Annotated in this window: 10 protein-coding genes and 1 pseudogene; 8 read left to right on the top strand and 3 right to left on the bottom strand. The window is 63.4% G+C overall.

Annotation, left to right across the window (positions count from 1 at the left end):
- Nucleotides 1-39 precede the first annotated feature (39 nt).
- A complete protein-coding gene (locus VK804_RS09830; protein WP_325370409.1) occupies nucleotides 40-618 on the bottom strand; it encodes a GNAT family N-acetyltransferase in 579 nt (192 codons plus the stop codon).
- Nucleotides 619-814: 196 nt separating this feature from the next.
- On the opposite strand from VK804_RS09830, the pseudogene VK804_RS09825 reads away from it, so the two are divergent.
- The 6 genes and pseudogenes from VK804_RS09825 to VK804_RS09800 form a co-directional block, all read left to right on the top strand.
- Nucleotides 815-1,696, top strand: a pseudogene (locus tag VK804_RS09825) (pirin family protein); the annotation flags it as partial.
- Between the two features lie 88 nt (nucleotides 1,697-1,784).
- The gene (locus VK804_RS09820; RefSeq protein WP_325370407.1) at nucleotides 1,785-2,699 is read left to right on the top strand and encodes a phosphoribosylaminoimidazolesuccinocarboxamide synthase; all 915 of its coding nucleotides are present in this window, start codon (nucleotides 1,785-1,787) and stop codon (nucleotides 2,697-2,699) included.
- Between the two features lie 132 nt (nucleotides 2,700-2,831).
- On the top strand, nucleotides 2,832-3,347 hold the full coding sequence (locus VK804_RS09815) for a GNAT family N-acetyltransferase (protein ID WP_325370405.1): 516 nt from the start codon (nucleotides 2,832-2,834) through the stop codon (nucleotides 3,345-3,347).
- Between the two features lie 130 nt (nucleotides 3,348-3,477).
- The gene (locus tag VK804_RS09810) at nucleotides 3,478-4,281 is read left to right on the top strand and encodes a crotonase/enoyl-CoA hydratase family protein (protein ID WP_325370403.1); all 804 of its coding nucleotides are present in this window, start codon (nucleotides 3,478-3,480) and stop codon (nucleotides 4,279-4,281) included.
- Between the two features lie 130 nt (nucleotides 4,282-4,411).
- Nucleotides 4,412-6,616, top strand: coding sequence for an SLC26A/SulP transporter family protein (locus VK804_RS09805; protein WP_325370401.1), 2,205 nt, complete (start codon nucleotides 4,412-4,414; stop codon nucleotides 6,614-6,616).
- A gap of 30 nt (nucleotides 6,617-6,646) precedes the next feature.
- Nucleotides 6,647-7,681, top strand: coding sequence for an alpha/beta fold hydrolase (locus tag VK804_RS09800; protein ID WP_325370399.1), 1,035 nt, complete (start codon nucleotides 6,647-6,649; stop codon nucleotides 7,679-7,681).
- On the opposite strand, the gene VK804_RS09795 is transcribed toward VK804_RS09800, so the two are convergent.
- Nucleotides 7,678-9,174: an NAD-dependent succinate-semialdehyde dehydrogenase gene (locus VK804_RS09795; RefSeq protein WP_325370397.1), complete on the bottom strand. Its 1,497-nt coding sequence runs from the start codon at nucleotides 9,172-9,174 to the stop codon at nucleotides 7,678-7,680. The two genes, VK804_RS09800 and VK804_RS09795, sit on opposite strands and share 4 nt — an antisense overlap.
- A 166-nt stretch (nucleotides 9,175-9,340) precedes the next feature.
- Complete coding sequence (locus VK804_RS09790; protein WP_325370395.1) at nucleotides 9,341-9,661, bottom strand: hypothetical protein; 321 nt, start codon at nucleotides 9,659-9,661, stop codon at nucleotides 9,341-9,343.
- A 328-nt stretch (nucleotides 9,662-9,989) separates the two neighbouring features.
- Between VK804_RS09790 and VK804_RS09785 the strand changes: the two genes are divergently transcribed.
- Nucleotides 9,990-11,183 (top strand): serine hydrolase domain-containing protein, encoded by a 1,194-nt coding sequence (locus tag VK804_RS09785; RefSeq protein WP_325370394.1) that lies wholly within the window; start codon nucleotides 9,990-9,992, stop codon nucleotides 11,181-11,183.
- A 177-nt stretch (nucleotides 11,184-11,360) separates the two neighbouring features.
- Nucleotides 11,361-13,055 carry an AMP-binding protein gene (locus tag VK804_RS09780; RefSeq protein ID WP_325370392.1) on the top strand — a complete coding sequence of 565 codons (1,695 nt, stop codon included), beginning with the start codon at nucleotides 11,361-11,363 and terminating at the stop codon, nucleotides 13,053-13,055.
- Nucleotides 13,056-13,083 lie beyond the last annotated feature (28 nt).

Below are 13,083 nucleotides of genomic sequence, written 5' to 3'. Positions count from 1 at the left end.
CCATGCTGTTGTCGAATCTAATGCAATCAATCGACCGTTTCAATTTGCCGGCCGCGCCTGCCATTTGTCACGCCGCGTCACCCAGATATCCGCGACGTGGCCGAACAGATCGTGTTCGCGCCCCTTTTCCGCGCCAAGCCGCCGCGCCACGGCCTGCGACGCCGTGTTTTCGCGGTCGATGGTGTGGATGATTTCATCGAGATCGAAGGTCGCAAACGACCAGTTGAGCGCCGCCCGCGCCGCCTCCAGCGCATAGCCCTTGCCGCGAAACTCGCTGGCAATGCCCCAGCCGACTTCAAAAGCCGGCCAACCCGGCGGGAACCATGGTCCGACCCGGCCGACGAATGTGCCGGTTGATTTTTCCTCAACCACGAACATGCCGACGCCATGCAGCACCCAATGCCCGGACATGATCGCCGCATTGCGCCAGCCGACGAAGGCATCGGCAATGGGCTTGCCGTCGGCGGTGATGAAACGCCCGGAGAGCGGATCGGCCAGCATCGCCGTGTTCGGCTCGATGTCGGTGCCGCGCCAGGGCCGCAAGATCAAACGCTCCGTCTCGATGACCGGGCCTTCAGGTCGGGGAAGTGTCACGCCGGGCTTGAGCGGGGGAATCATGCGAACGTTATCCAAGGTACGAGCGACCGAGCCTCGAAGGATGACAGAACACGGCGTCCGTTGCCATGCTCCAGGACGCGCAAGAGGGGCTTCGGCCGCCCGGCGATGACAAGGTGAGTTAGGCCTCGCTGGCTTGTCCCGGACGAACTCCCGCCAATATGCTAATCATCACCTGCAAAAACCCATGGAGCCCCCCATGAGCTGGCTTCCCTCCAATGATCCCGTGCTCGGCGATCCCAAATCCTGCGACGCGCTGGAACTCGTCATCGTGCCGCGCACCCGCGATCTCGGCGATGGATTCGAGGTGCGCCGGGCGCTGCCGCACGGCAAGCGGCAGATGGTCGGCCCTTTCATCTTTTTCGATCATTTCGGGCCGGTGCAGTTCATGTCCGGCAAGGGCATGGACGTGCGCCCGCATCCGCATATCGGGCTTGCCACCGTCACCTATCTGTTCGACGGCTCGATCATGCACCGTGACAGCGAGGGCAATATCCAGGAGATCCAGCCGGGCGCGATGAACCTGATGACCGCGGGCCGCGGCATCGCCCATTCCGAGCGCACGCCGGACCTGCAGCGCCGGGAGGGCCAGAATATGCTGGGCCTGCAGAGCTGGATCGCGTTGCCGAAGGCTTCGGAGGAAATCGCGCCGTCGTTCCAGCATTATGCGGCGGCCGACCTGCCGATGGTCGTGGAGCGCGGTTTCACCGCGCGCGTGATCGCCGGCCACGCCTTCGGCATATCCTCGCCGGTGACGATGGTGTCGCCGTGGTTCTATACCGAAGTCACCGCCGAACAGGGCGTCAGCGTCCCGCTCGATCCCGATCACGAGGAGCGCGCCATCTATCTGGTCGACGGCGAGGTCGAAATCGCCGGCGACCGCTACGAGGGGCCGCGACTGCTGATCTTCCGCCCCGGCGATCGCATCACGGTGAAGACGACAAGGCCGGTGCGCATGATGTTCCTCGGCGGCGACGCACTGGAAGGCCCGCGCCACATCTGGTGGAATTTCGTCTCATCCAGTAAAGAGCGGATCGAACAGGCGAAAGCGGACTGGAAGAGCGGCCGCTTCGCACCCGTTTCCGCTGCCGGAGTGAATTTTTCGCGCCTCTTTTTCCTACCGTCCACGCGCCCGCGCGGGCTCAACCCGCTTTCGAAAGTTTTGACCGATGAACACCATGCTCGCCAGCGACCTGCCCTTGCCCCGGATCGGGCGCGGCAAGGTCCGGGATATATACGCGGTTGGCGACGACCGCCTGCTGCTCGTGACCACCGATCGCATCTCGGCATTCGACGTGGTGATGGCCGAGACCATCCCGATGAAGGGCGCGGTGCTGACCCAGATCAGCGCCTGGTGGTTTGGTCAACTCGAGGGCGTGGTGCATCATCACATGATCAGCGCCGACGCAGGCGAAATCGTCGGCGAAGTGCGGGCGCTAAAGGGACATCGCACAGCCCTCGCCGGACGCGCGATGCTGTGCAAGCGCACGATGGTGTTTCCGATCGAATGCGTGATCCGCGGCTATCTCTCCGGCTCGGCGTGGAAGGAATATGCGGGACACGGCACGCTTGCCGGCGAAAGCCTTCCGCCGGGCCTGCTCGAAAGCGCAAAGCTCGAGCCTGCGATCTTCAGCCCGGCGACCAAGGCCGAAACCGGCCATGACGAGAACATCACGATCGCGCGGATGCGCGAAATCCTCGGCAGTGAGGTGACCTATACGCTGGAGAGCATGACGCGCGCGATCTATACGCTCGGCGAACAGATCAGCCGCAACCAGGGCATCATCGTCGCCGACACCAAATTCGAGTTCGGCCGCGACAAGGATGGGCACATCATCCTGATCGACGAGGTGATGACGCCCGACAGCTCCCGTTTCTGGGCCGCGGATGCCTACACGCCGGGCCGGCCGCAGCCGAGCTTCGACAAGCAGCCGCTGCGCGATTATCTCGACGCCGAGCGCCGCGCCGGCCGCTGGAACGGCGATGCACCGGCGCCGCCATTGCCGGCCGAGGTCGTGGACGCCACCAGCAAGCGTTATCTGGAGGCCTATCGGCGGGTTACGGGGAATGAGCTCAAGGTCTGACGCCGTCATTCCGGGGCGATGCGAAGCATCGAACCCGGAATCTCGAGATTCCGGGTTCGCATCTTCGATGCGCCCCGGAATGACAAGCAAGAACACAGAGAACGCGACCATGTCCGAAGCCGGAGCCGATCGATGACGCTGACGGTCAGGGAGATGACGACTTCCGAATTCGAAATCGTCATCGACTACTTCCTCGCGGCCACCCCGGAATTCCTGGAGATGCTCGGCGTCGATCCCAGCCGGCTGCCGCCTGCGGAAGGCTGGCGCGAGCGCTTCCGGCGCGAGGATGGCAAGACGATCGAGCAGCGAGCCTGGATGGTCCTGATCTGGCTGTTGGACGATCGGCCGGTCGGCTTTTCGAGTTCCGACAAGATCACCTATGGCGAACAGGCCAACATGCATCTCCATGTCATCAACCCCGAGCACCGCCATCGCGGGATCGGCGCCGAATGCGTGCGGCGCAGCGCCGACATCTATTTCGAACGGCTGAAGCTGAAGCGGCTGTTCTGTGAACCCAATGCCTTCAACGTCGCGCCCAATCGCGCGCTGCAGAAGGCCGGCTTCAAATATCTGAAGACCCATATGACCGTGCCCGGCGCGCTCAACTATCGTCAGGCCGTGACGCGCTGGGTGATGGAGCGGATTTAATGCCGTCATTCCGGGGCGATGCGCAGCATCGAACTACGATGTGCAATTGCACATCTGAGAATCTCGAGATTCGGGGTCTGGTGCTTCGCACCATCCCGGAATGACGAGGAAGAAGAGGGAGAGCCTAATCATGTCCGAACCCGATGCCGTGCTGGTCGAACGCGATGGGCCCGTCACCATCGTCTCCATCAACCGTCCACATTGCCGCAACGCCGTCGACGGCGCCACCGCGCGCAAGCTTTACGACGCATTCCTCGCGTTCGACGCCGACAAAGACGCCTCCGTCGCGGTGTTCACCGGCACCGGCGGTTTCTTCTGCGCCGGCGCCGACCTCAAGGCGGTGGCGGCGGGCGATCCCAACAAGAAGCGCGAGATCGGCGGCCACGATTCGATCGCGCCGATGGGACCAAGCCGGCTGCGGCTGTCAAAACCCGTGATCGCGGCGGTGGAAGGCTTTGCGGTCGCCGGCGGCATGGAGCTGGCGCTGTGGGCCGATATGCGGGTGGTCGCCGAGGACGCCACCTTCGGCGTGTTCTGCCGCCGTTTTGGCGTGCCGCTGATTGATCTGGGCACCATAAGACTGCCGCGATTGATCGGGCATTCGCAGGCCATCGATCTCATTCTCACCGGGCGTCCGGTCGGTGGCCCCGAAGCGCAGCGCATGGGCCTTGCCAACCGGCTGGTGCCGAAGGGAGAGGCCCGCGCGCATGCGATCGCGCTGGCAAAGGATATCGCGCGCTTCCCGCAGACCTGTTTGTGCGCCGACCGGCTGTCGGCGCTGCGGCAATGGGACTTATCAGAGGAAGAGGCGATCGCCAACGAAATGCGCGGCGGGCTCGAGGTGATCGCTTCCGGCGAGACGCTGTCGGGCGCGACACGCTTTGCGTCGGGCGTGGGACGTCACGGCGCGTTTGGCGGGAGCAGCGCGGACTGATCAATCCAGGATTTCATTCCGCGGCCGATGCCGCAAGACCGTGCGTGAATTCCGCCGTGTTCCCGGCAAAAAAGCTGTTGTCCCCTTGCGCCGCTGTCGTCTACCACGGACAGTGGTGATGGGGACAAGCTTGAGCGTCATCAGTCAATCCGTCAGTTTCAGCCCAAAACTGCGCCGGGCGATCAACGACGTTCTCGGCGGCAGCGCCGCCAGCGTCCTGACGGTGACGTTCGGACTGTCCTATTCGCTCTTGATCTTCGGCGGCCCGCTGGCGCCGTATCTGTCCTACGGCGTCGCCGCCACCTTCATTTCATCGGCCATCCTCGCCGCCGTCGTCGCGCTCGGAAGCTCGTTGCCGTTCGCAATCGGCGGGCCGGAAAGCTCCACCGCCGCGATGACGGGGATATTGGCGTCGTCGATGGTCGAGCGGATGACACTGGCAGATACCAGCGCACCCTTGCTGGCGCCGGTCATCATCACCCTTGCCCTGGCCAGCATCGCGACCGGCCTCGTGCTCTGCGGCTTCGGGTTGACGCGGATGGGCCGCGCCATCCGCTATGTGCCTTATCCCGTGGTCGGCGGATTTCTTGGCGCCACCGGCTGCCTGATCCTGTTGGGCGCGATCCGGGTCATCACCGGTCACCGCCTGCAATTCGCAACCGTCGGCCAGTTCGCCAACCAGCTGACCCTGTCCGAACTGGCGGCGGCCTGCCTTATGGCCATCGTGCTGTACCTGACCTGGCACCGCTCGCGCAGTTCCTTCGGGCTGCCGGCCATCCTCGTCGGCGGCGTCATCGCCGCTCATCTCGCGTTCTGGCTGATCGGCATCTCGTCGTCCGACGCGCAGGCCGCGGGCTGGACTTTCCAGCCGCCGTCCAGCATCAACTTCATGCTGCCATGGAGCGCGGCAGAGCTCAGCCGCTACCCCTGGTCTCAGTTGCCGGAACTGTCAGGCAATCTGATCGCCGTCGTCTTCGTGACGGCGTCCTGCACCCTGTTCAACACCACCGGCATCGAGGTCGCCACGCAACGCGAGGCTAATCTCGAGCGCGAGCTGAGCGTCACGGGGCTTGCCAACCTGCTGTCGGGCGCGCTCGGCGGCTATACCGGTTGCATCTCGGTCAGCCGTTCCGTGCTCAACTTCAACAGCGGCGGCAGCGGCCGGCTCTCCGGCCTGACGGTCGCGGCGATTTCGGCGCTGATGCTGGCTTTTGCGCCGACGCTGCTCGGCTACATGCCGAAATTCGTGCTCGGCGGCCTCCTGATCTATCTCGGCGCGGATGGGCTGCACAAATGGATCGTGCAGTCGCGGCGGCGGCTTTCATTCATCGAATATCTGTCGCTGCTAGCGATCATCGTCATCATCGTGCAATGGGGCTTCATCGCCGGCATCCTGATAGGCACCGTGATCGGCTGCGCGACGTTCGCGCTCAGCGCCTCGCGGGTCAACTCCATCAAATTCAGCTTCGACGGCTCGGAATATCGCAGTTCGCTCGACCGCTCGCGCGACGACCAGGCGGTGCTGTCGGCGCATGGCGGCAAGATCCAGGGACTGAACCTGCAGAGCTACCTGTTCTTCGGCTCGGCCAATCGGCTGTACCAGCACGTCAAGGCATTGCTGGGGCGGCATCCCGAATGCCGCTTTCTGGTGTTCGACTTCAAGCTGGTCACCGGCATCGATTCGTCTGCGGCCTACAGTTTCGACCAGATCAAGCGCACCGCGCATGACCGCGGCATCAGGCTGGTGCTGGTGCATCTTCCGGCCACGGCCGAGAAGGCACTGCGCTCGAGCGGGTTCGTCTCGCAGGAAGTCTCGATCGTTCCGGAACTCGATCACGCGCTGGAATGGTGCGAGAACGAGATCATTTCGCTGCATCGGGGCCGCGAGGCCGAAGAAGCCTCCTTGCGCGACTGGTTCACCCAGATTCTCGGGACCGAGCCCGACGCCCTGGAGCTGATGGGACGCTGCGAGCGCCTCGAGGTCGACGCCGGCGACATCATCGTCAACTCCGGCGACGCCGCCGATTCCATGCACTTCATTCTCGACGGCCGCGTCGGCATCATGATTCCGACAGGCGATGGTCGCACCTCACGAGTGCGCAGCCTCGGCCGCTACACCACGATCGGTGAGATGGGCCTCGTCTCGCACGCCCCGCGCAGCGCCACCATCCAGGCCGAGGTCGCGAGCATTCTCTATGTGTTGAGCACGCATCAATTCGAAGCGCTCAAGAGCGAAAATCCGATCCTCGGGCAGAAGCTCCTGACCTATTTCGTCTCGGTGATGGCCGAGCGGCTGACCTTCGCCAACCGGATGATCGCGGTGCTGCGGCGGTAGTTCCACCATTCCTTGTGAAAGGTTCGAAACATGAATGCGCCCCTTGACACAAAGGCCTTCGTCACCAAAAATTTTCGCCTGCAGAGCGGGATCGTCTTGCCGGAGGTGACCATCGCCTATCGGACGCTGGGAACACTTGCGCCCGGTCGCGACAATGTGGTGCTGGTCACCCATGGCAACACCAGCGGCCCACAGATGATCGATCCCGGTGGATCGACCGGGGAAGGAAGCTGGAACGGGATCGTCGGTCCCGGCAAGGCGGTCGATACCAACCGCTTCTTTGTCATTTGCCCGAACATGCTGGGCTCGTCCTACGGATCAACCAACGCAACCGACATCGATCCCGTCACCGGCACGCGTTACGGCCCGCGGTTTCCCGATATCACCGTCAGCGATATCGTCGCCACCCAGCGCGCGCTGCTCGCACATCTCGGCATCGAAAAACTGGTTGCGATCGTCGGTCCGTCCTATGGCGGAATCCAGGCCTTTCAATGGGCGGTCGACTACCCCGGCATGATGAAGGGGATCGCCGCCGTCGTCACCGCGCCGCTAGTGCTGCGCGAGCGCGCCGACGGAAATGTGGAACGCCTGCTCGGAACCTTGTCGAAGGATCCGAACTGGAACGGCGGCGACTACTACGATAGCGGCGGCGTGCTCGAGAGCGTGATCGCAATCCGCAGCGCCACGCTCAAGACCTATGGCATCGAGACCCGCCTGCGCGACACGATCTCGGACCCCGCAAAAATCGAGGCCGCGATCCGCGAAGAGGCGGCGCGATGGGCGAGAGGATTCGACGCGAATTCGCTGATCATTCTGGCGAAGGCGCTGCGCGGCTTCGACGTGACGGCGCAGTTCAGCAAGATCAAGTCGAAAGTGCTTTATGTATTGTCCCGGACCGACAAACTGTTTCCACCTGAACTCGAAGCCTTCGTCATGCCGGGGCTCAAAGCCGCTGGTGTCGACGCCGACTATTTCCTGCTCGACAGCGACTACGGCCACTCGGCAACCGGCCGCGACGCCGACAAATGGGCGCCGCGGCTGCGCCAGTTCATGGATGGGCTCTAAATCCCCGCCATCATCACGTATTTGATCTCGACATATTCTTCCATGCCGTGATGCGAGCCTTCACGCCCCAGACCGCTCTCCTTGACGCCGCCGAACGGCGCCACTTCGGTGGTGATCAGGCCGGTGTTGACGCCGACCATGCCGGATTCCAGCGCTTCCGCCACGCGCCAGACCCGGCCGAGATCGCGCGAATAGAAATAGGAGGCGAGCCCAAACGGCGAATTGTTGCACATCGCGATGACGTCAGCCTCGTCCTTGAAACGGAACACCGGCGCCAGCGGCCCGAAGGTCTCTTCGTGCGCGACCAGCGCATCCGGCCTTACATTGGCGAGCACCGTCGGTTCGAAAAAGCTGCCGCCGAGCGCATGGCGCTTGCCGCCGGTGACGATTTTCGCGCCGCCCTTGACCGCGTCCGCGATATGCTTTTCGACTTTGTCGATCGCCTCCATGTTGATCAGCGGCCCCTGCGTCACGCCAGCTTCGGTGCCGTCGCCGATTTTCATCGCCGCGACTTTCTTCGAAAGCTTTTCGACGAACTGATCGTAGATCTTGTCCTGGGCGTAGATGCGGTTGGCGCAGACGCAGGTCTGGCCCATGTTGCGATACTTCGAGACCATGGCGCCGTCGACCGCCGCGTCGATATCGGCGTCATCGAACACCACGAACGGCGCGTTGCCGCCGAGTTCGAGCCCGAGCTTCTTCACTCCGACCGCGGCCTGCTGGTAGAGAATCTTCCCGACTTCGGTCGATCCGGTAAAGCCGACGAAGCGCACGGCCGGATGCTCGCACAACACCTTGCCGATCGCAGACGAATTGCCGGTGAGAATGTTGAACACGCCCTTGGGCACGCCGGCTTTCTCGGCGAGCGCCACCAGCGCCAGCGCCGTGAGCGGCGTTTCATTGGCGGGCTTCAGCACCACGGTGCAGCCGGCTGCCAGCGCCGGCGAAACCTTGCGGGTGATCATCGAAGCCGGGAAATTCCACGGCGTGATGGCGCCGCAGACGCCGATCGGCTGGCGGATCACGAGCAGCCGCGCATCCGCCCGCTGGGTCGGAATGGTTTCGCCATAGACGCGGCGGGCCTCCTCGGCGAAGAACTCGACATAGGCGCCGCCGATATCGACCTCGCCGAGCGCTTCCGCGAGCGGCTTGCCCTGCTCGGAGGTGAGGATCAGCGCCAGATCCTCGCGGTTGGCGATGATCAGGTCGAACCATTTACGCAGGATGTTGGAGCGCTGCTTGGCGGTGAGTTTGGCCCATGCCGGAAATGCGCGCTCGGCGGCTTCGACGGCTTGGATCGCCTCGGCCGTGCTCATGACGGGCACCTTCGCCAGTTCGACGCCGTTGACCGGATTGGTGACCGGACGGGACGGCGTACCGACCCAGGCGCCGTCGATATAGCAGCGGTCGCGCAGCAGCGAGGCATCCTTCAGGCGGTCGTGCAGCGAGGGGGCGGAAGGTTTCGATGCGCGTGCGGCAGCGGTCGGGGTCATGGCGGTACTCCCTGGATTTTGTGGGCCTTGAATCCGAATATAGGCCGAAACCGACCGCAATGCACCGGCCGCAAAAGCACGGCTGCTTCAAGCTATTTTGAGGGCTGGGAGCAATATCGTCATTCCGGGTTCGATGCTACGCATCGCCCCGGAACGACGGCTTTCATCAGGCCGCGCCGCTCATATAGGTCTCGCGGCGGCCGATCATGCGCTCCGCTGCCGCCTTGGCATCGGCCTTGGTCGATGTTGCGCAGGTACGATATTCCAGATCGGGATTATCGATGCGTTCGCGGCGCGCGAACCATGATTTGGAACCTCTCGGCAACAGTGCCAGCGCCTGGGCGACATTATCGACCGCGTCGAACGAGTGCAGCGCACCCGTCCCGGCATAGCGGACCTCGAAAATTCCAGGCGAGATCGGGGCTTCGATATTTTCGCCGCGCCCGGCCCGGGGATATCGCTTCCATTCGCTCCAGGTCGAAATCATCACTGTCTCCCCGCGGCAACAAAGGCTGCCATCAATTGCATGAAATCATTCCGCCGAAAGCACCGTTTGTGCTGCAATGTGAATATCTTATTGCCAAAACAGTTCCACATTTACGCTGCAAAGATATCGCCGATGTGGCGGCAGGTCACCGACAATGCAGATCAATCCACCGCAAATTATGGCGAGTGTTGCAGTTCGGTCGCTCTACCGCCCCACCTGTGATCACGAGATCGCGACCGCTACATCCGGGCGAGACGCCCGCGCTTGCGGGAAGCGGCGGGCGGGAGGAAGATCGCCGCACTTCAAAAAATGACCGGGAGGAGACCCCATGCAAAGCAAGGCTCAGATCGATCAGGTACTGCGGCAGAAAAGCGACGCCAAGGAAATCCCCGGCGTGGTCGCCATCGCCGCCAGCAGCAAGGAAGTGATCTACCAGGGCGCGTTCGGCAAACGCGACCTGTCCAAAGACGACGCCATGACACTGGACAGCGTGTTCTGGATCGCCTCGATGACCAAGGCGATCACCACCGCGGCCGCCATGCAACTGGTCGAGCAAGGCAAGCTCTCGCTCGACGCCCCGATCGGCAAGGTGCTGCCCGATCTCGCTTCGCCACAGGTGCTCGAAGGTTTTGATGCGTCCGGCGAGCCAAAACTGCGGCCGGCGAAGAAGGAAATCACGCTGCGCCATCTGATGACCCATACCGCCGGCTTCTGCTACGACATGTGGAACGGCGACATGGTGAAATATCTGGAGAAGACCGGAACGCCGGGGATCACCACCTGCAAGAACGCGGCGCTGAAAACCCCGATCGTGACCGACCCCGGCACGCGCTGGGAATACGGCACCAACATCGATTTCGTCGGCAAGGCGGTCGAGGCGGTCAGCGGCAAGCGGCTCGACGCTTACTTGCGCGATCACCTGTTCACGCCGCTCGGGATGAGCGACACTGGCTTCAAGCTCGGCGAAGCGCAGCGCAAGCGCCTCGTCGCCATGCATGCGCGCGGGCCGGATGGATCGCTGGCGCCGATCCCGTTCGAGCTCGAGCAGGATCCGGAATTCCACATGGGTGGCGGCGGCCTCTACGGCACCGCGGGCGACTATATCAAGTTCACCCAGATGATCCTGAACAAGGGCAAGGGCAACGGCAACCAGTTGCTCAAACCCGAGACCGTCGCGATGATGGGCCAGAATCACATCGGCGATCTGGTCATGACCAAGATGACCTCGTACGTCGCCTTCGCCACCAACGATGTCGATCTCTATCCGGACATGGCCAAAAAATGGGGACTGTCCTTCCTGATCACGACCGCCAAGACGCCGGAGGGGCGCAGTCCGGGCAGCCTCGCCTGGGCGGGCCTCGCCAACACCTATTTCTGGATCGATCCCGCGCGCGACGTCAGCGGCGTCATCCTGATGCAGGTGCTGCCGTTCGCCGACGGCAAATGCCTGGAGGCCTTTGCGGGCTTCGAGCGCGGCGTCTATGCCGGGCTCGACGCCGGCAGCGGCCAGAAGGCGGCGTGACTTCTGATGAAGCAATGCGCGCACCCTAGAGAGCGTCATGGCCGGGCTTGTCCCGGCCATCGACGTCTTCAGTCGGTGCACGGCAGAAAACGTGGATGCCCGGGCATAGGCGAGCGGAAGCGACGCCGTCCTTCGAACGGCTACGCCCGGGCATGACGAGATGAAGGAGAACCCGACTTGACTGAAATTGCGGACAGCTATGTTTGCGGCATTTCCGATGCGCCGCTGCTCGGCGAAACCATCGGCGACAGCCTCGACAAGGCGGTCCAGCGCTGGGGCGATCGCGAGGCGCTGGTTTCGCCGAGCCATGGCGTCCGCTGGACCTGGACGGAGTTGGCCGGGCGGGTCGACGCCTTGGCCGCGGGCCTTCTCGCGCTCGGGCTGGAACGCGGCGCGCGGATCGGGGTCTGGTCGCTGAACCGGCCGGAATGGACGCTGACGCAGTTTGCCGCCGCCAAGGCCGGGCTCATTCTCGTCACCATCAATCCCGCCTATCGGCTGAGCGAACTCGAATTCGCGCTCGCCAAGGTCGGCTGCGCCGCGATCGTCACGGCGACCGCGTTCAAGACCTCCAACTACATAGAGATGCTGAACACGCTGCTGCCCGAGTTGGCCAGGGCGGAGCCGGGCGACCTGCATGCGGCGCGGTTGCCGCAATTGCGCGCGGTGATCCAGGTCGGCGGCCCGCGGGCGCCCGGCACGATTGCGTTCGAGGACGTCGCCGGCATGGGCGGCGCACGCCATCGCGACGCGCTGGCGACATTGGCAAAGACTCTCCAATTCGACGATGCGGTCAACATCCAGTTCACCAGCGGCACAACGGGATCGCCGAAAGGCGTGACGCTGACGCATCACAATATCCTCAACAACGGCTATTTCACCGGCCGCGCCATGCGGCTGACCGAGCGGGACCGCATCTGCATTCCGGTGCCGCTCTATCACTGTTTCGGCATGGTGATGGGCAACCTCGCCGCCGTCACGCTCGGCTGTGCCATGGTCTATCCGGGCGAAGGTTTTGATCCGCTGGCGACGCTGAAGACCATCGAGCAGGAAAAATGCACGACGCTCTACGGCGTGCCGACCATGTTCATCGCCGAACTCGATCATCCGGAATTCGCAAAATTCGACCTGTCGTCGCTGCGCACCGGCATCATGGCGGGCGCACCCTGCCCGATCGAGGTGATGAAGCGCGTCAACAGCGAGATGAACATGCGCGAGGTGACGATCGCCTATGGTATGACGGAGACGAGCCCGGTCTCTTTCCAGAGCGCGGTCGACGACCCCCTGGAACGCAGGGTGTCCACCGTCGGCCGCATTCATCCGCATGTCGAGGTGAAGGTCGTCGACCTCGAAGGCAAGATCGTGCCGCGCGGCGAACGCGGCGAACTCTGCACCCGCGGCTACAGCGTCATGCTGGGCTATTGGGACGAGCGCGAGAAGACCGCCGACGTGCTCGATGCCAGCGGCTGGATGCATACCGGCGACATCGCCGTGATCGACCAAGAGGGATATTGCAACATCGTCGGTCGCATCAAGGACATGGTGATTCGTGGCGGCGAGAACCTCTATCCCCGCGAGATCGAGGAATTCCTCTATCGCCACCCAAAAATCCAGGACGTGCAGATTTTCGGCGTCGCCGACGACCGCTATGGCGAGGAGCTCTGCGCCTGGGTGAGGACGCGATCGGGCGAGACGCTGACGGCCGAGGAGATCCGCGCGTTTTGCCAGGGCCAGATCGCCCACAACAAGATCCCGCGCTACGTCGAATTCGTCGACGAGTTTCCGATGACCGTCACCGGCAAGATCCAGAAATTCATGATGCGCGAGACGGTCGAGTCGCGACTTGGACTGAAGGCCGCGAAGACGGCGTGAAACGGCCTGACCAGCGGCCGTCATTGCG

Origin of the sequence: Bradyrhizobium sp. (assembly GCF_035484855.1) — a bacterium.
Classification (GTDB): Bacteria; Pseudomonadota; Alphaproteobacteria; order Rhizobiales; family Xanthobacteraceae; genus Bradyrhizobium.
Note: the sequence above shows the minus strand (reverse complement) of the source record. Positions and strands in the feature narration are given on the sequence as shown.